The organism is Streptococcus mitis SK564 (assembly GCF_000148525.1).
Classification (GTDB): Bacteria; Bacillota; Bacilli; order Lactobacillales; family Streptococcaceae; genus Streptococcus; species Streptococcus mitis_H.
The window spans coordinates 40,467-58,970 of sequence record NZ_AEDU01000032.1 but is presented as its reverse complement, the minus strand read 5'-3'; the positions used below and the strand labels follow the sequence as shown (position 1 = coordinate 58,970).

General features: G+C 43.7%; 15 protein-coding genes. 2 read left to right on the top strand and 13 right to left on the bottom strand.

Features of this window, described 5'->3' with window-relative positions; genetic code table 11:
* The coding region (locus SMSK564_RS12165) for a sucrose-specific PTS transporter subunit IIBC (RefSeq protein ID WP_001064568.1) at window positions 1-1,580 on the bottom strand (1,580 nt) is incomplete at its 3' end.
* Window positions 1,581-1,961: 381 nt separating this feature from the next.
* Here SMSK564_RS12165 and SMSK564_RS12160 point away from each other — a divergent pair.
* Window positions 1,962-3,416 carry a sucrose-6-phosphate hydrolase gene (locus tag SMSK564_RS12160; protein ID WP_000455327.1) on the top strand — a complete coding sequence of 485 codons (1,455 nt, stop codon included), beginning with the start codon at window positions 1,962-1,964 and terminating at the stop codon, window positions 3,414-3,416.
* A complete protein-coding gene (locus SMSK564_RS0103210; protein ID WP_000226007.1) occupies window positions 3,397-4,362 on the top strand; it encodes a LacI family DNA-binding transcriptional regulator in 966 nt (321 codons plus the stop codon). The genes SMSK564_RS12160 and SMSK564_RS0103210 overlap by 20 nt, the downstream gene beginning before the upstream one ends.
* Before the next feature lie 189 nt (window positions 4,363-4,551).
* Here SMSK564_RS0103210 and SMSK564_RS12155 read toward each other — a convergent pair whose 3' ends face one another.
* The 12 genes from SMSK564_RS12155 to SMSK564_RS12105 form a co-directional block, all read right to left on the bottom strand.
* Window positions 4,552-5,826 (bottom strand): hydroxymethylglutaryl-CoA reductase, degradative, encoded by a 1,275-nt coding sequence (locus SMSK564_RS12155; protein ID WP_000704400.1) that lies wholly within the window; start codon window positions 5,824-5,826, stop codon window positions 4,552-4,554.
* Window positions 5,826-6,998, bottom strand: coding sequence for a hydroxymethylglutaryl-CoA synthase (locus SMSK564_RS12150; RefSeq protein ID WP_000151953.1), 1,173 nt, complete (start codon window positions 6,996-6,998; stop codon window positions 5,826-5,828). The genes SMSK564_RS12155 and SMSK564_RS12150 overlap by 1 nt, the downstream gene beginning before the upstream one ends.
* 112 nt (window positions 6,999-7,110) lie before the next feature.
* Complete coding sequence (locus SMSK564_RS0103205) at window positions 7,111-7,560, bottom strand: threonine/serine exporter family protein (RefSeq protein WP_025170941.1); 450 nt, start codon at window positions 7,558-7,560, stop codon at window positions 7,111-7,113.
* Window position 7,561: 1 nt separating this feature from the next.
* On the bottom strand, window positions 7,562-8,320 hold the full coding sequence (locus tag SMSK564_RS12145) for a threonine/serine exporter family protein (RefSeq protein WP_000392876.1): 759 nt from the start codon (window positions 8,318-8,320) through the stop codon (window positions 7,562-7,564).
* A gap of 88 nt (window positions 8,321-8,408) precedes the next feature.
* Complete coding sequence (pknB, locus tag SMSK564_RS12140; protein ID WP_000614551.1) at window positions 8,409-10,310, bottom strand: Stk1 family PASTA domain-containing Ser/Thr kinase; 1,902 nt, start codon at window positions 10,308-10,310, stop codon at window positions 8,409-8,411.
* Complete coding sequence (locus SMSK564_RS12135; RefSeq protein WP_000406242.1) at window positions 10,307-11,047, bottom strand: Stp1/IreP family PP2C-type Ser/Thr phosphatase; 741 nt, start codon at window positions 11,045-11,047, stop codon at window positions 10,307-10,309. Before SMSK564_RS12135 ends, pknB begins: the two co-directional genes overlap by 4 nt.
* Before the next feature lie 14 nt (window positions 11,048-11,061).
* Complete coding sequence (rsmB, locus tag SMSK564_RS12130) at window positions 11,062-12,375, bottom strand: 16S rRNA (cytosine(967)-C(5))-methyltransferase RsmB (protein WP_004237212.1); 1,314 nt, start codon at window positions 12,373-12,375, stop codon at window positions 11,062-11,064.
* The gene (fmt, locus tag SMSK564_RS12125) at window positions 12,368-13,303 is read right to left on the bottom strand and encodes a methionyl-tRNA formyltransferase (RefSeq protein WP_000163654.1); all 936 of its coding nucleotides are present in this window, start codon (window positions 13,301-13,303) and stop codon (window positions 12,368-12,370) included. The genes rsmB and fmt overlap by 8 nt, the downstream gene beginning before the upstream one ends.
* A 12-nt stretch (window positions 13,304-13,315) precedes the next feature.
* Entirely contained in the window at window positions 13,316-15,712 is a 2,397-nt protein-coding gene (locus tag SMSK564_RS12120; protein ID WP_000951907.1) for a primosomal protein N', read from the bottom strand.
* Window positions 15,713-15,777: 65 nt separating this feature from the next.
* On the bottom strand, window positions 15,778-16,092 hold the full coding sequence (gene rpoZ / locus SMSK564_RS12115) for a DNA-directed RNA polymerase subunit omega (protein WP_000979235.1): 315 nt from the start codon (window positions 16,090-16,092) through the stop codon (window positions 15,778-15,780).
* Window positions 16,093-16,116: 24 nt separating this feature from the next.
* Window positions 16,117-16,743, bottom strand: coding sequence for a guanylate kinase (gmk, locus tag SMSK564_RS12110; RefSeq protein WP_000775039.1), 627 nt, complete (start codon window positions 16,741-16,743; stop codon window positions 16,117-16,119).
* A gap of 128 nt (window positions 16,744-16,871) precedes the next feature.
* On the bottom strand, window positions 16,872-18,485 hold the full coding sequence (locus SMSK564_RS12105; protein WP_000404936.1) for a ribonuclease Y: 1,614 nt from the start codon (window positions 18,483-18,485) through the stop codon (window positions 16,872-16,874).
* Window positions 18,486-18,504 lie beyond the last annotated feature (19 nt).

The following is an 18,504-nucleotide window of genomic DNA, read 5'->3' as shown; positions in this document are numbered from 1 at the left end:
ACTTCAGCATCAGCTGGTGCATAAACCACACCTTGGATAGGTTTCACGGCGATACCTTGTCCCATAGCTCCACTTGAGAAGACTGGGTCATTAACATCGGCAAGAGCGACAACATCACCGACAATAGGAGTTACAAGTGTTTCATTTTGAAGAGCTGCTGGAATGTTACCAGTTGTTTCTTCTTGGACCAAACGTTCTGTCTCTACTTCAGTAGCAACCTCTTTTTCATCCTCATAACCAAACATATAAGTAAGAGCGAAACCAAGGGCAAATGATACGGTTACCATGAAAAGGTATTGGGCAAGTTGTCCGTTACCGATGTAAAGCATTGTACCAGGGATGATGGTGATACCACTACCATTACCTGCAAGTCCAAGGATAGAAGCCAATCCACCACCGATTGCACCAGCAATCAATGAAAGGAAGAATGGTTTACGGAAGCGCAAGTTTACCCCGAAGATAGCAGGCTCTGTAATACCTAGGAAGGCAGAAAGAGCAGCTGGGAAAGCAAGTGTTTTCAGTTTTGGATTCTTAGTTTTAACACCAACCGCAACAGTCGCAGCACCTTGAGCTGTCATAGCAGCTGTGATGATAGCGTTGAATGGGTTAGCATGGTCAGCAGCAAGCAATTGAACTTCAAGCAAGTTGAAGATGTGGTGCACACCTGACACGACAATCAATTGGTGAACCCCACCAATCAAGAAACCACCAAGACCAAATGGTAAGCTAAGGATCGCTTTTGTAGCGATAAGGATGTAGTTTTCAACGACGTGGAAAACTGGTCCAATGACAAAGAGTCCAAGGATAGACATGACCAAAAGTGTCACGAATGGGGTTACCAAGAGGTCAATGACATCTGGAACAACCTTGCGGACAGCTTTTTCAAATTTTGCTCCGACAACCCCGATGATGAAGGCTGGAAGAACTGAACCTTGCAAACCAACAACAGGAATGAAACCAAAGAAGTTCATAGCAGTTACTTCACCACCTTGAGCAACTGCCCAAGCATTTGGAAGTGAGCCAGAAACAAGCATCATACCAAGAACGATACCAACGGCAGGATTTCCACCGAATACACGGAAGGTTGACCAAACAACCAAACCTGGCAAGATGATGAAGGCTGTATCTGTCAAGATTTGTGTGTAAGTTGCAAAGTCTCCTGGAAGTGGCATTTCAAGAGCGATGAAAAGACCACGAACACCCATGAAGAGACCTGTCGCTACGATAACTGGGATGATTGGAACGAAAACGTCACCGAAAGTACGGATAGCACGTTGGAACCAGTTCCCCTGTTTAGCAGCTTCTGCTTTCATGTCATCTTTAGAGGATGTTGGCAAACCAAGTGCAACAACTTCATCGTACATTTTGTTAACTGTACCTGTACCAAAGATGATTTGGTATTGACCTGAGTTAAAGAAAGCACCTTGAACTTTTTCCAAGTTCTCAATCACTTCTTTATTGATTTTTCCTTCATCTTTGACCATGACACGAAGACGAGTCGCACAGTGGGCAACACTGTTGACATTTTCACGTCCGCCCAAGGCATCGATGACTTTTTTTGCAATTTCCTGATTGTTCATTTGCAAAAACCTCCTTATATAAAATTTCGTTATTGTTTGAAAGCGATTTTATCCGCCCTTACGACTATTATTTTATCATGTTTTAGAAATATGTCAAGCGTTTTGCAGAAAAAATATTCTATCCACTTAGTAGACACGTTTCAGATTGATTGTTTTTGACTATTTTAACAGACATCCCTTGAAAAAATAAGTTTGAACCCTTGGTTAAACAGGCTTTTATTTCATTATCTTTCATATTTTCTTGAAAAGTTGATTGGTTTTCTGGTTTTGATTTGTGATAAACGTTTGATAGTTTTTCCTCTTTTTTAACATAAAAGACTTGCTTTTTTAACCGAAAACGGTTACTATTAAAAGTGATAAGATTTTTGGAGGAATGAATGAATGGAATGGACAACTGAGCGTCGTTACAGACTTTATCAAGATTGGACGCAAGAAGAAATTCAAAATATTAAGAAAAATATGGCACAATCTCCATGGCATACTCATTACCATGTTGAGCCAAAAACAGGACTTCTCAACGACCCAAATGGCTTTTCTTACTTTGATGGGAAGTGGATTGTTTTTTATCAGAACTTTCCTTTTGGTGCCGCCCACGGTTTGAAATCTTGGGTGCAATTGGAAAGTGAGGACTTAGTTCACTTCACGGAAACTGGTGTCAAAATTTTGCCTGATACTCCATTAGATAGCCACGGTGCCTACTCTGGTTCTGCCATGCAATTTGGTGATAACTTGTTCCTATTCTATACAGGAAATGTCCGTGATGAAAACTGGATCCGTCACCCTTACCAGATCGGTGCTGTGATGGACAAGGATGGTAAGATTACGAAGATTGACAAGATATTGATTGACCAGCCAGCAGATTCTACAGACCACTTCCGCGATCCGCAAATTTTTAACTTCAAGGGGCAATACTATGCCATCGTCGGTGGACAAGACTTGGAGAAAAAAGGCTTCGTCCGTCTCTACAAAGCTATTGACAACGACTACACAAACTGGCAAGCTATTGGCGACCTTGACTTTGCTAACGACCGCACTGCCTACATGATGGAATGTCCAAATCTGGTCTTTGTAGGCGAGCAACCTGTCCTTCTCTACTGTCCACAAGGATTAGATAAGGATGTTCTAGATTACGACAATATCTATCCAAATATGTATAAAATCGGGGCTTCCTTTGACCCTGAAAATGCCAAAATGGTAGATGTATCTCAGCTTCAAAATATGGATTATGGTTTTGAAGCCTATGCTACCCAAGCCTTCAACGCTCCTGACGGACGTGCTCTAGCAGTTAGCTGGCTTGGTTTACCAGATGTTTCTTATCCATCTGACCGTTTTGATCATCAAGGAACCTTCTCTTTGGTCAAAGAACTGACTATCAAAGACGGTAAACTCTACCAATACCCAGTCGCAGCTATCAAGGACCTTCGTGCTTCTGAAGAAGCCTTCTCAAACCGTACCCAAACCAAGAACACTTACGAACTTGAACTCAACTTGGAAGCTAATAGCCAGAGCGAGATTGTCTTACTTGCTGATAAAGAAGGCAAGGGACTTTCCATCAACTTTGACCTTGTAAATGGTCAAGTGACAGTAGATCGTAGCGAGGCTGGTGAACAGTACGCTCAAGAATTTGGAACAACTCGTTCTTGCCCAATCGATAATCAGGCTACTACTGCTACAATCTTCATCGATAACTCTATCTTTGAAATTTTCATCAATAAAGGAGAAAAAGTATTTTCTGGTCGTGTTTTCCCACATGCAGACCAAAATGGGATCCTGATCAAATCTGGAAACCCAACTGGAACTTACTATGAATTAGATTATGGTCGCAAAACTAACTGATGTCGCCAAACTTGCAGGTGTCAGCCCTACTACCGTTTCTCGGGTTATCAATAAAAAAGGCTATCTCTCTGAGAAAACCATTCAAAAGGTCAATGAAGCCATGCGAGAATTGGGCTATAAACCCAACAACCTAGCTCGTAGTTTACAAGGAAAATCAGCTAAGTTAATCGGCTTGATTTTCCCAAATATTTCCAACGTTTTCTACGCAGAATTGATTGATAAGCTGGAACACCAACTCTTCAAAAATGGGTACAAGACCATCATCTGCAACAGTGAGCATGACTCTGAAAAGGAACGCGAGTACATCGAAATGCTCGAAGCCAATCAGGTGGACGGCATCATTTCGGGTAGTCACAACTTGGGAATCGAAGACTACAATCGAGTGACAGCACCAATTATTTCCTTTGACCGAAACCTATCGCCAGACATTCCTGTCGTTTCCTCTGACAACTACGCTGGTGGGGTTCTCGCAGCCCAGACATTGGTTAAGACAGGTGCCCAGTCTATCATCATGATTACAGGTAATGACAATTCCAATTCGCCAACTGGACTGCGCCATGCTGGTTTTGCTTCTGTACTCCCCAAAGCTCCTATTATCAATGTTTCCAGTGACTTTTCTCCTGTCAGAAAAGAAATGGAAATCAAAAATATCTTAACCCGTCAAAAACCAGATGCCATCTTTGCTTCGGATGATTTGACAGCTATCCTGGTCATTAAAATTGCTCAAGAACTGGGCATTTCTGTCCCAGAAGAGCTCAAGGTCATCGGATACGATGGGACCTACTTTATCGAGAATTACTATCCTCATTTGACAACAATTAAGCAACCTATGAAGGAGATTGCCCAACTCACTGTTGACCTCCTCTTACAAAAGATCGAAGGCAAGGAAGTTGCGACAACTGGTTACTTCTTACCAGTCACCCTATTACCAGGAAAAAGTATTTAATACTCTTCGAAAATCAAATTCAAATCACGTCAGCGTCGCCTTACCGTAGATATATGTAACTGACTTCGTCAGTCTTATCTACAACCTCAAAGCAGTGCTTTGAGCAACCTGCGGCTAGTTTCCTAGTTTGCTCTTTGATTTTCATTGAGTATAAGCACAAGAAAACTCAGACCAATTCGTCTGAGTTTTTTATAATCTTAAATTTTCGAGATAGTGCTGGGCTGTCTCTAGGTTAAAGCTCTTATCTGCGATGAGGCGTTCAACTAGGGGAGCTACCTCGGATTCACTGGCACCTGCGAGGAGAGCTAAGGATTTTGCCTGTAATTTCATGTGGCCTTGCTGAATCCCTGTACTCACCAAGGCTTTCAGGGCTGCAAAGTTTTGGGCAAGTCCGATAGACACGATAAGCTGGGCTAATTCTTTGGCAGAAGGATTTCCCAGTAGCTCATGACTGAGGGCTACACGAGGGTTGAGACCGATAGAGCCACCCTTGGTCGCTACAGGCATGGGCAGGGTCATCTCACCGATCAATTCTTCTCTTTCAAGGTCCAGCGTCCATTGACTAAGACCTTGGTAATGTCCATCTCGACTTGCAAAAGCATGAGCTCCTGCCTCAATAGCACGCCAGTCATTACCAGTGGCTATTAAAATGGCATCTATACCATTAAAAATCCCTTTATTATGAGTAGCAGCTCGGTAAGGATCAGCCTGCGCAAACTGACTAGCCAAAGCTATTTTCTCCGCAATCTCCCGTCCTTGCTCCTTTTGGCGGCTCAAGTAGCGAAAGGCGATACGACAACTTGCAGTCACCAGAGAATCGGTCGCGTAGTTGGACAGGATTCCCATAAGACTTTGACCCTGACTGAGTTCTTCTAAGACTGGTTTCAAGGCCTCCAGCATGGTGTTGAGCATATTAGCACCCATGGCTTCCTGGGTATCGACATGGAGATAAACAACGAGAAAGTCTGTTTCGCCTTTTATCTGCTCTACATGCAAATCACGCGCCCCACCTCCACGTTTAACAATAGAAGGATAGGCTTGATTGGCAAGCTCCAAGAGTTCTGCTTTCTTGCTGGCAATCTTCTCTTGCGCTTGTTCAGGATCAGCAACTTGATAAAGGGCTACCTGACCAATCATCCGGCGCTCATGAACCTGAGCAGTAAAGCCACCTGCTCGCTTGATAATTTTACTTGCATAACTGGCCGCAGCAACCACAGAGGGCTCTTCTGTCACATAAGGAACTGTGTATTCCTGACCGTTGACAAGAACCTCTGGAACCATCGAATAAGGTAAAGAAAAAGTTCCCACCACATTCTCACTCAGCTGGTCTGCCACAGTCACACTCATCTGTTCATCCTGCTCCAAACTCTCTTGTCTCTCAGGACTAAGGAGCGCCTGAGCTTTTAAAAGCTCGAGGCGCTCTTGGTATGATTTTTTAGAAAATCCATTCCAACTTATCTTCATTATTTTTCAACCTTGCTATAACGGCGTTGGTGGTCGATAATTTCAACCAAGGCAAAATCTTGATTTTCATAGCCAGCAAACTGGGCAGAATTTGTTTCGTCTAACTCTACTTCCTCAAAGAAGACTTTTTCATAGTCTGCAACGGATAGGGCAATTCGTTGGTCAAGTTTATTCAAGCGGTCTTTATTTAGATATGCTTCATATCCTTCAACCAATTCACCACTAAAGAACTCAGCTACAGCCCCACTTCCGTAACTATAAAGGGCGATTTTATCCCCAGCCTTCAAGCTATCTGTATTTTCCAAGAGAGACAAAAGTCCAAGGAAGAGGGATCCTGTGTAGATATTCCCCACCTTTTGACTGTAGAGAATAGACTGGTCAAAATGGTTTTGCAAGAGGTCTTTTTTCTCTTGAGGCAGGCTCTTATCCATGATTTTTTTCAAGCCTTTTAAGGCTAATTTAGGGTAAGGCAAGTGGAAGCAAACCGCCGCAAAATCATCCAAAGTAAGCTGGTAGCGTTTTTGATATTCAAGCCAAGTCGTTTTCAAACTATCCAAATATTGTTGGGTAGAATAAACACCATTTACATAAGGAGTTGTTGAGTAATTTGGACGCCAGAAATCCATGATGTCACGAGTCTGAGCCACATTGTCATTATTAAAGGCCATCATGCGTGGATTTTGTGTAATCAACATGGCCACACTGCCAGCACCCTGAGTTGGTTCTCCTGGAGTTTCAATACCGTACTTGGCAATATCACTGGCAATGACCAAAACCTTGGACTCTGGAGAATTTTCCACATGCAATTTGGCATAATGAAGGGCAGCTGTTGCTCCATAGCAGGCTTCTTTAATCTCGAAACTACGAGCAAAAGGCTGGATTCCCAGCAAACCATGCACAAAGACGGCCGCAGCTTTACTCTGGTCAATTCCTGACTCAGTCGCCACAATGACCATATCGATTTCTTGTCTTTCTTGCTCAGTTAAAATAGAGTCACTTGCACTGGCCGCCAAGGTCACGATATCCTCAGTTAGGGGCGCAATACTCAATTCCTTGAGTAAGAGTCCTTTGCTTAATTTTTCAGGGTCAATTCCCCTCGCTTCTGCTAAGTCTTGTAATTTCAAGACATATTGACTGGTCGCAAAACCAATCTTATCAATACCGATTGTCATATTTACCTCTGTTTTATCATTCATGTAAAAAATCGTTCTATACTATTTTATCACAAATGGCAGTAAAAGAGAGAAAAAAGACTTGATTCACCAAATCAAGTCCCTTATGAATCTAACTTTTATGCTGTTTTCGTAAGTAAGAATAAAGTCTGAGAATCACTGTTCCACTAGCCATTCCAATGGAAATCACCAAAGCCAACATAACAACCAAGGTTGCACTAGCAATGGCATGACTGTAATCTCCTGTCACAAAAAAGGCAGTTGTCCGATAGGAGAGATAACCCGGAACCAGAGGTGCCAAGATGGCCAAGATAAAGACCACAGCAGGAGTCTTATAAAGAATACTTAAAATCTGGCTGACACAAGAACCGATAATGGCTGCAATAAAAGTAGCCACAATAACATTGGTCGGTTCCTTGAGCAAAAGATAAATTAGCCAGACAGCCATGCCCAAAATCCCTCCTGGTAAGAGCATGGACCGTTGCACATTGAGTACGATTAGAAAAGTGATAATGGCAAGAAGACTTGCCACTGCTTGTAATAAAAAGATTGTTAGTGTCATATTAGTTCATCAATACCAAGGCGACAGAAGTTCCCGCCCCTAAAGCAAGGGTAATGAGCAGGGATTCAAACATCTTACTCATACCAGAGTTTATGTGGTTAGTCATAATATCACGGACCGCATTGGTCAAGGCAATTCCTGGTACAAAAGGCATGACAGCACCAGCTATAATCAAATCTGCCGTTGAAGGAAAACCTGTGTAGCGAGCCCAAAACTGGGCAATCATCCCAAATACAAAAGCTCCAGCAAAGGCCGTCACAAAGGGAATTCGGATAAACTTTTCCACATAGAGGGAAAAGGCAAAACCAAATAAGGTCGCCACTCCTGCCCCAAGTGCGTCGTAGATGTTTCCACTAAACATAACTGAAAAGAAAGGGGCACTAAAGGTCGCAGCCAAAGTTACCTGCAACTTAGTATAAGGAAGCGGCTGGGCTTGCAAGGCCTTCAATTGCTTGAAGGCTGTCTCTAAATCCAGATTTCCTCCTACCAACTGACGAGAAATCTGGTTGACATCGCAGACTTTTTCGATGTTATAAGAAGAGGAGGTCACGCGCTTCATACGCGAAATATTGGTATTTTCAATGGAGAAAAAGATAGCGGCAGGCATGGCAAGAACATTACAATCCACAATCCCCTGCGAATGCGCAATACGAATCATGGTATCTTCTACGCGATGAATCTCTGAACCACTTTTGAGGAGAATGGTTCCAGCTAACATAATCACATCAATAACGGCATTTAATTCTTTTGATTCTTCCATGCTTTCCTCCTTTTATCAACTCCTTCTATTCTATCACAAATCTGGAATCAAAAAAAATCTTTGCCATGAAATCATGACAAAGATTCGTTTAATCACGAGAATTTTCGTGGTTCCCTTCACTACTTGATTGAGTAGTAGCAGGTGCATTCCCTCGTTGATTTCCTTGTTGGTTCCCCTGACTTGGTGTCGTAGTAGAACCTTGGTTTCCACGTTGGGATGGTGCTGATGATGACGTTGACGGTGGTGTTTTTGGTTTGTAGATTGAAATCTTGACACGCGTCTTAGTCAAATCAACCTTTTCACCCGCTTTTGGACTCTGTTCAACGACTGTACCCTCAGCAGTTCCATCAGGAGCTGTCGACACTTCTACAACTTCAATATTGGCTTCTTTAATACCGACAATTTGAACGAGATTGTTTTTAGTAAATTCAAGACTAGATCCTTTATAACTTGGCATAGAAACGCTGGTTACTTTCTTAGCAACGGTTAAGGTAATCGTTGAGGCCTTGCTCAAATCATAGGTTGTTCCAGCAGCTGGACTCTGTCTGAGAACAGTTCCTGCTTCGCTCTCACTTGATTCTTCTTCCTCAATTTTGATGAGATTTTCAGGAACCTTCTTCTGCTTGAGTTCTGCTATAACATCTGTCGATTTACGGCCGATATAGTTACTCAATTGGAAAGATTGCTTGCCTGATGAGACAACCAAATTGATTTTCGAACCTTCTTTTCGAGTCTTTCCAGCTTCAGGATCTGTACGGATAATACGCCCTTCTTCCACCTTTTCACTAGCCTCTGATTTCTCCTCGCCAATCTCAAAATTGGCTTTCTTGAGCGTTTCCTTGGCTTCCGCAACTGTCTGACCTGCCACATCTGGAATGGCAATGGTTGCAGGAGTTCTGGATAATATCCAAATCAGAGAGGCTGCTACCAATACAATGCTGGCCAACAAAATCATATAACGAACTCTAAATTTCCGTTTCTTAACAGGCTTGCTTGCGTAATTGTCTTCTGAAACCTGCTGACTCGGCTTCGCAGTCTGTGGCTTCGGACTTTGTGTTTGCACCTTAGGAATCGAAGTCAAGGTACTCTGGGATACTTTTGGTAGAGTCTTGGTGTCCGCCTTAGTAGTATCATTAAATACCAGTTTAGGTTCATTACGACGATTGTAAGACAAGCTACTAGACAAGTCCACATACATCTCTGCAACTGACTGATAACGATCTGTCAATTTCTTGGCAGTTGCCTTGATAACAACATTCTCCAAAGCCTGAGGCACAGATGGATTTTCATCAATAACTGACGGCAGTGGTTTCTGGAAATGCTGAAGAGCGATGGTCACCGCGCTATCCCCGTCATAAGGGATATGGCCTGTCAACATCTCATAGAAAATAATCCCCATGGCATAGATATCACTCTGTACAGTCGCCTTAGAACCACGCGCCTGCTCTGGTGACAAGTAATGAACCGAACCCAGCATAGAGTTAGTCTGAGTCAGACTTGTCTCTGCAAAAGCGACCGCAATCCCAAAGTCTGTGACCTTGGCAGTCCCATCTGGTGTCAAAAGGATATTTTGAGGTTTCAAGTCCCTGTGAACAATTCCTCGAGTATGGGCCAAACGCATAGCTAGGAGGATTTGTCCCATAATACGGACTGCTTCTTCATTAGAAAGAGGATAGTGTTCCTTGATATAGCGTTTGAGGTCTAGTCCAGCAACATACTCCATTGCAAGATACTGTTGACCGTCTTCCTCACCAATATCTGTTATCCGAACGATATGAGGATGGTCTAGATCTGCCATAGCTCTCGCTTCACGCTGAAAACGAGCTACAGCTATCGGGTCCGTCTGGTAGTTGGTCCTCAGGACCTTCACTGCCACTTCTTCTCCGTCTAGAATTAAATCCTTGGCCAAATAGACATCTGCCATGCCTCCTCGGCCAATCTGTTTCACAATCCGATAGCGTCCGGCAAAAATCTTGCCGATTTGGATCATTCTGCATCCTCCTCGTTCATAGAAACAAGGGCAACCGTAATGTTGTCTAAACCTCCTGCATTGTTAGCAAAACGCACAAGCGTCGCTGTTTTATCTGCCAAAGGAATATCACTGGTTACAATATCACAAATCTCACTGCCTGAGATCATGTTGGTCAAACCATCACTATTGAGCAAGAGATAGTCACCTGGCTCAAGGGTAATCATTCCAAAATCAGGTTGAACTTCATCTTTTTGACCGATTGACTGGGTAATAATATTTTTCTGTGGATGGCTAGCAGCTTCTTCAGGTGTCAATTGACCAGCCTTGAGCAATTCATTGACCAAGGAATGGTCGCTCGTCAACTGGTGGTACTCTTCTCCACGAATCAAACCGATACGAGAATCTCCAATATGAGCATAGATAGCCTGATTGCCAATAATAGCAACAGCTTCTAGAGTTGTTCCCATTCCTTTATAGGCATCATCTTGTCCAAGTTGATGAATCTTTTGATTTTCAATTTCTAGGTAATTGGCGAACCATTCACGCACTTCATTGACTGTATCGATCTGGGTATCAACCCAAGCTATACCTAGGTCTGTTACCGCCATTTCACTAGCGATATTCCCTGCGCGATGACCTCCCATCCCATCAGCTAAAATAATCATAGTACGTCCAGCTCTATTGACATAGTGGTTGACATAGTCTTGATTATTTGTTCGTTTCTGACCAACATCTGTTAATAATGAAATTTCCATGTGTCAGTTCCTTCCTAATCCGATATCTTGCGAAATTGACTGATGAAGAATCCATCACTTCCATACAATTCAGGTGTAATGAGGATACAGCCGTCTTTCATGATATCCTTACATTCATGTTCTAGTTTTACCTGCTCGAACTCAGGATGACTTTCTAAAAACGCCTCAACGACTTGAAAATTCTCCTCTGAGACAATAGTACAGGTACTATAAGTTATTATACCACCTTTGCCTAGTGTTTGACAAACACTACCTAATATTTCTAGCTGAATTTCCTGTAAGGGCGCGAAATCTGCCGTTTCTTTATTGTATTTGATGTCTGGTTTTCGTCGCAGAAGACCGATTCCTGAACAGGGAGCATCCACCAAAATCTTATCAAAAGAATCCTGACCAAAAAACTCATGCACCTTTCTGGCATCCAATTTTTGCGTTTGAACCCGATCTGCAACTCCCAAACGTTGAGCATTTTCTTGGATTAAGTCCAACTTGTGATCGTACAAGTCCAGAGCAGTAACCTGACCGATCGTGAGATAAGAAGCTATATGGGCTGTTTTTCCACCCGGAGCCGCACAGGCATCTAGAACCTGCTCATCACCTTGTAAATCAAGCGTTGGAGCAACTAGCTGGCTGGACTCGTCTTGGATGGTAATGGCTCCATCCGCAAACAAATCATGGCCTGCAAAATGCCCTTGCTCCTTAACCAGACCAGAAGGAGACAAGGACGAATCACTGGCCTCCAACAAGGCTTGGATTTCCTCTTTTCGGTCTATGTCTGTTACACGAATACTGGCCTTGTTACGCACCAAAAGGCTTTCAAAAATAGCTTGCGCTCGCTCCTCTCCGTATTCTTCCTTGAGCCTGGCAACTAGCCAAACCGGAAGGGAATAGGCAATGGAATCACGCTTGTTCTTTCGTTTGATGTTGTCAATATCTGGCCAACCTTCACGCAGGATACGGCGAAGGACAGCGTTGACTAATTTTTCACTGCCCTTTTTACGGACTTTGGCCAATTCCACTGCTTCATTGACCACAGCATGGTCTGGAATCTTATCCAGATAGCGGAGCTGGTAGGCACTCATGAGAAGAAGGACATAAAGCCAACTGTCTAACTGGTCTCTGTCTTCTATAAAGTGGGATAGGTACCATTCCAGAGTCAGTTTACGGGCTACAGTTCCATAGACAATCTCTGTTACCAAGCCCTTGTCTGCTGCAGAGAGTTGACTCCCCTTGAGGTGTTTATTTAAAGCGATGTTTGAGTATGCTTGATTGACAAAAACATCCTCTAATACCGCTAGGGCTATACTTCTAGCCGTTTCTACTTTAGTCACCAAATCGTTCTCCTACAGTCAATGTACGTCCAACTCCGTTGAGGAAGGAAGCGATGTCCATCTTAGGCTTACCAGCTGGTTGCACTTGTTTGAGGGATAGAGCCCCTTCTGCCGTTGCGACAATCAATTCTTTCTTGCCGATAGAGAGAATCTCTCCTGGATTTCCCTGACCTTCTACTGGTAGGGCTTCATAAATCTTAAAGCGGTCGCCCTTAAGGAAAGTATGGGCAACAGGCCACGGGTTCATCCCACGGATCTGGTTAAAGAGTTGACGATTGCTTTTGTTCCAGTCCAGTTTTTCTTCTTCTGGCTTGATATTTGGCGAGAAAGTAACCTGACTTGGATCCTGTGGTTCAGGTTTGATGTCACCAGCAATGTAGGCAGGCAAAGTGTCCAAAAGCAAATCGCGACCAACAAGAGCTAATTTCTCAAACAAGGTGCCAACATTGTCCTCATCCGTGATTGGAATACTACGACGAGAAATCATATCCCCTGCATCCATTTCCTTAACCATTTCCATAATGGTTACACCAGCTTCCTCATCCCCTTGAATCAAGGCATAATGGATTGGCGCGCCACCACGATGTTTAGGAAGAAGAGAAGCGTGAACATTGACCGCAAAGTCCATGCTATCAAGGAGTTTACTTGGGAGAAACTGCCCAAATGCAGCAGTCACAATTCCATCTGCTCCTAGCTGCATAATAGTTTCCATCTCTGGACTTCCAGATAGTTTTTCAGGTTGGTAGATAGGAAGTCCTGCTTCCTTGGCAGCCTGCTTGACTGGGGTTTCTTGGATAACTTTTTTGCGTCCGACAGCACGGTCTGGCTGGGTCACAACGGCTAGAATTTCGTAACGCTCATCTGTCAAAATCCCTTTTAAAACTGTTGCTGAAAAGTCGGGTGTCCCCATAAAGATTAATTTTGTCATATCTTCTCCTTCTTATAAAAATTGCTGTGGCTCATGGTCAATGCTGAGACGGAGCTCACTATTTTCCCGTTCTTGAGTCAAGGCCAAGACCTGGTTGAGAGTCGGCCCCAACTCATCTTCTAAACGGTATTTAATTAAAATCTGGTAATGATAGAGGTTGTGGGTACGGGCAATGGGTTTGGGCGTTGGCCCCAGAATGTGACTGGTCTCTGACAAGCCTGATCGCAAAATGTTCATAACTTCATAGGCACGTTTGACAACCTCTTCTTCTTTCTTGTGAGAAAGGGTAATGCCAATGGTGAAATAGTAAGGTGGATAGCCAAGTTGTCGTCTGATTCCCATTTCATAAGCGTAAAAGCCTTCGTAGTCCTGATCCTTGGCAAATCGAATAGCGTAGTGCTGAGGATTGTAAGACTGAATCAAGACCTGCCCAGCTTTTTCAGCTCGGCCTGCCCGGCCTGCAACCTGAGTCAAGAGCTGGAAGGTTCTCTCAGAAGAACGGAAATCAGGCAGATTCAAGGCCGTATCCGCATTTAGAACTCCGACTAGAGTTACATTGGGAAAATCCAATCCCTTGGCAATCATCTGAGTACCTAGTAAAATATCCGCTTCCCCTTGTCCAAACTGGTCAAGCAGAGCTTGGTGACTACCTTTCTTGCGCGTTGTATCCACATCCATGCGCAAAATACGTGCCTGAGGAAAGAGTTCTGCCAGCTCGTCATAAGCCTTCTGTGTTCCCGTCCCATAGTAACGAATACTGCGACTCTTACAGTTGGGGCAAACATGAGGAATATCCTTCGAAAAACCACAATAATGGCAGTTCATGGTCTTAGTATCCATGTGCAAGGTCAGGGAAATGTCACAGTTAGGACAAGTATCCACCGTCCCACACTCCCGACACATGACAAAGCTAGAATAACCACGGCGATTGAGCATAAGAACCACCTGCTCTTTTTTAGCCAGACGGTCTTGAATGGATTCTAGCAAAGGGGGCGTAAAGTTTGACGTCTCATTTTGTCCGATATAGTCCCGAAAATCAATCACTTGAACCTCAGGGATCCTAGCTAAGGGATTAGCCCGTTGGGTCAGACGTAAATGTTGATAGACGCCTTTTCCAGCTCGAGCACGGCTTTCTAGACTAGGAGTTGCTGAACCAAGTACCAGAGCTGCTTGATTATACTGAGACCGTAAAATAGCAACCTCTCTGGCATGGTAACGGGGATTGCTGTCCTGCTTATAAGTCACTTCATGCTCTTCATCAATAATCATGACACCCAGATTTTTCAGCGGAGCAAAGATGGCGGATCTGGCACCCACAACAACTTGAGCATCGCCACGCTCCACCTTGCGCCATTCATCATACTTTTCACCATTGGATAGGCCTGAGTGAAGAATGGCCACTTTCTCACCAAAACGAGCTATAAAACGCTCCGTCATCTGCGGAGTCAAAGAAATCTCAGGCACCAGTAAAATAGCTGTCTTGCCCTTGTCCAAGGCCCCTTGGATAATCTGCAAGTAAACCTCGGTCTTCCCACTTCCTGTAATCCCTTGAAGGAGGAAGGGAGGCTGATGACTGCCAATCGCACTGACAACCGCATCACGCGCCTGTCTTTGCTCTGGATTCAACTCCAAAGGTCTACTTGCTTCAATTCCTTCAAAATAAGCAGCCGAGCGTTGCACTTCCTTTTGGACTATGGTAACAGCACCTTGTTCCACAAAGAAATTTACTTGCTCTCGCGAATAGGACTCTAACAAACTAGCCAAGGAAGCACTCTCAGGATGAGAAAGCAAATAGTCTCTCAGTTCCAACTTTTTCTTGGCACGTGCAGAAATCTCTACACCTTCTAACTGAACAAGGTCTACCTCATACCAAGACTGGGTCTTGACCTTCTTTTGATCAATCGCCTGATATTCCAGACCAAGCAGGCCTTTTCTAGTCAAACTCATCATTTCGGCTTGTTTGACAAGGTCTAGTGAAGAAAAGACAAGCGAATCTTCTGAACCAAACAAGCGCTCTCTGTCTTCCTGACTCAGACCTGCCTTAGGATAGAGAATTTTGTCATAGCTGGAGTTCAGAAACCCTGGTAACATAGCCTTGAGGATAGAGATTTTATAAGAAAAGACGGACTTGCGGAGCTCTTCAGCTAGCCAGAGTTGTTCTTGCGTGAGAACAGGAGAAAAATCCAGCACCTCTGCAATATCTTTTAAATCTTGCTCTATCTCTTCTTCAGCTGATTGAGAATCCAAACCAAGAACAATCCCTTGAATCAGGCGATTGCCCTTACCAAAAGGTACATGGACCCGCATCCCAACTTCTAGCATTCCCTCAAACTCCTCAGGAATCCTGTAACTATAGGGCTGGTCCGTCTGCATCAAGGGCACATCTACAATAATCTTGGCTATGGCCATCTTCTCACCTCCTCCTTGTCAGTACATTCTTGCAATAGAAAAAATAAGATTGAGTCCCCCCAACCTTAAATTTTTTCACCATCTTCTTTTTCTTTAGCGATTTGCTCTTTGATTTTCTTTTCTTCTTCTTCTTTGCGGCGTTTTTCTTCTTCGATACGGCGACGCACTGCTTCACGTTTTCCTTCTGGATCTGGGTGAATTGTTACGTTTCCTGATTCGATTTCTTCTAAAGCGCGAAGAGTTGATTTTTCAGACTTGAAACCTTGAGTTGCTGGCGCACCTGCTTCCAATTCGTGGGCACGTTTTGCTTCCAAGATTACGAGTGAATATTTTGATGGAACCTTGTCGAGCAAGGTATCAATAGAGGGTTTTAACATCATTTGCTTGTACCTATTTTCTAAATTTTATCGGGTAGCTGGAGATTTTGGTAACATCTCCTGATAGTGACCAATGACACGATCCACACGGAAGTGTTCTGCTTCGATGACACGTTTGACACGCTCAGCAGCTAGGGGCACCTGATCGTTGACAATCGCATAATCATACTCACGCATAAGGGCAATTTCTTCCTTGGCCTTTTCGATTCGTTGGGCAATCACTTCTGCACTGTCTGTTCCACGACCTACCAAACGATCTTGCAATTCATCCAAATCTGGTGGTGTCAGGAAGATAAAAACAGCATCTGGAACCTTTTTCTTGACCTGAAGAGCACCCTGAACCTCAATTTCAAGGAAAACATCGATTCCCTTGTCCAAGGTTTCATTGACATAGGTCAGAGGAGTGCCATAGTAGTTGCCGACATATTCTGCGTATTCCAACATCTGTCCTTGACGAATCAGCTCTTCAAACTCTTCACGAGTACGGAAGAAATAGTCAACACCGTCCACTTCTCCAGGACGTTGTGCGCGTGTCGTCATCGATACAGAGTATTGAAATTGGTTTTCAGAACTCTCAAAAATCTCTCTTCTAACCGTTCCTTTACCAACCCCTGAAGGACCAGAAAAAACGATTAGTAAGCCTCGGTCTGCCATTGTGTCTCCTTTAGTCAGTCTGTGAAATAACATTTCTCTAGAATAATGGCAAAAAGCCAGATTATCCTTTACAGTCTTTCTATCTAGTGTAACAAAAAAGCAGTAATTTTTCAACTGCTCTTTCTTATTTATTTAGCATAATCTACTGCACGAAGCTCACGAATCACGGTTACCTTGATATTTCCTGGATAATCGAGATTATTTTCAATTTTCTCACGAACTTTGTGAGCCAAGATTGTGACTTTGTCGTCCTTGATTTGTCCTGGATTGACCATGATACGAATTTCACGTCCTGCTTGAAGGGCAAAGCTAGTTTGTACTCCTTCAAAGCCATTCGCAATTTCTTCCAAATCATGGAGACGCTTGATGTAGCTTTCAAGAGACTCACTACGAGCACCTGGACGGGCTGCGCTCAAGGCATCTGCTGCAGCAACGATAACTGCAATGACGCTTTCTGCTTCAACATCGCCGTGGTGACTAGCAATCGTATTCACCACAACTGGGTGTTCCTTGTACTTACGGGCCAATTCCATACCGATTTCAACGTGGCTACCTTCAACCTCACGGTCAATAGCTTTCCCAATATCGTGAAGGAATCCAGCACGACGGGCAAGAGCCGCGTTTTCACCAAGTTCGCTGGCCATGATACCAGCCAATTTAGCAACCTCAATCGAATGGCGCAAGACATTTTGTCCATATGAAGTACGGAACTGCAAGCGACCCATGATTTTCATCAAGTCTGGATGAAGGTTTGGCGCACCAATCTCATAGGCAGCAGCCTCACCGTATTCACGGATCTTATTGTCAATCTCTTGACGGTTTTTCTCAACCAACTCTTCGATACGAGCTGGGTGGATACGACCATCCTTGAGCAACATTTCCATAGTCATACGGGCAATCTCGCGACGAATCGGATCAAATCCTGACAATGTCACCACTTCTGGTGTATCGTCGATAATGACATCGACCCCTGTCAAACTTTCAAAGGTACGAATGTTACGACCTTCACGACCAATAATGCGTCCCTTCATAGTATCATCTGGCAAGTGAACTGTTGAGTTGGTTGACTCCGCTACATATTCACCAGCGATACGTTGCATAGCTTGAACCAAGATGTCCTTGGCCATTTTGTCAGAACGTTCCTTGACCTCTTGCTCAGCTTCACGAATACGGCTAGCAATCTCCTTAGTCAAGTTTTCCTCTGTCTGAGCCAAGATAATATCTCGTGCTTCTGCCTGAGACAGAGCACCAATACGCTCTAACTCTGCTTCTTTTTGTCTTTCGACTTCCTCTAATTGCTCTTCACGCGCATCAAGGTTTTTCGCTCTATCAGAAATACTTTGTTCTTTTTGTTCAAGTGTTTGTTCTTTACTCGTCAAATTATCGTCCTTACGGTCGAGGCTAGTAGCTCTCTCTGTCAAACGACTTTCGATTTGTTTGAGTTCCTGACGTTCTGATTTGAATTCAGCGTCCACTTCTTCACGGTATTTTCTGGCTTCTTCTTTGGCCTCCAATAGTGCTTCTTTTTTAAGAGACTTGCTTTCACGTTTGGCTTCATTAACCAGTAAATCTGCTTCACGCTCAGCTTGTCCACGTAAATTAGTTGCTTCTTGTTCAGCATTTAAAAGCATCAACTCCGCAGCTTCCTGAGATGATTTCATCTTGGCTGAGATGCTGACATATCCAATGACTAAACCAATGATGACGGCAAAAACAGCAATCGCAAGCGACATGATTTCCATGTTTTTACCTCATTTTATT

What these genes read in the sequence shown, in the direction of transcription:
- SMSK564_RS12135 (WP_000406242.1), bottom strand. Translation starts at nt 11,047, where the DNA reads ATGGAAATTTCATTATTAACAGATGTTGGTCAGAAACGAACAAATAAT.
- rpoZ (WP_000979235.1), bottom strand. Translation starts at nt 16,092, where the DNA reads ATGATGTTAAAACCCTCTATTGATACCTTGCTCGACAAGGTTCCATCA.
- SMSK564_RS12160 (WP_000455327.1), top strand. Translation starts at nt 1,962, where the DNA reads ATGGAATGGACAACTGAGCGTCGTTACAGACTTTATCAAGATTGGACG.
- SMSK564_RS12150 (WP_000151953.1), bottom strand. Translation starts at nt 6,998, where the DNA reads ATGACAATCGGTATTGATAAGATTGGTTTTGCGACCAGTCAATATGTC.
- pknB (WP_000614551.1), bottom strand. Translation starts at nt 10,310, where the DNA reads ATGATCCAAATCGGCAAGATTTTTGCCGGACGCTATCGGATTGTGAAA.
- SMSK564_RS12120 (WP_000951907.1), bottom strand. Translation starts at nt 15,712, where the DNA reads ATGGCCATAGCCAAGATTATTGTAGATGTGCCCTTGATGCAGACGGAC.
- SMSK564_RS12145 (WP_000392876.1), bottom strand. Translation starts at nt 8,320, where the DNA reads ATGGAAGAATCAAAAGAATTAAATGCCGTTATTGATGTGATTATGTTA.
- SMSK564_RS0103210 (WP_000226007.1), top strand. Translation starts at nt 3,397, where the DNA reads ATGGTCGCAAAACTAACTGATGTCGCCAAACTTGCAGGTGTCAGCCCT.
- fmt (WP_000163654.1), bottom strand. Translation starts at nt 13,303, where the DNA reads ATGACAAAATTAATCTTTATGGGGACACCCGACTTTTCAGCAACAGTT.
- SMSK564_RS12105 (WP_000404936.1), bottom strand. Translation starts at nt 18,485, where the DNA reads ATGGAAATCATGTCGCTTGCGATTGCTGTTTTTGCCGTCATCATTGGT.
- SMSK564_RS0103205 (WP_025170941.1), bottom strand. Translation starts at nt 7,560, where the DNA reads ATGACACTAACAATCTTTTTATTACAAGCAGTGGCAAGTCTTCTTGCC.
- SMSK564_RS12155 (WP_000704400.1), bottom strand. Translation starts at nt 5,826, where the DNA reads ATGAAGATAAGTTGGAATGGATTTTCTAAAAAATCATACCAAGAGCGC.
- gmk (WP_000775039.1), bottom strand. Translation starts at nt 16,743, where the DNA reads ATGGCAGACCGAGGCTTACTAATCGTTTTTTCTGGTCCTTCAGGGGTT.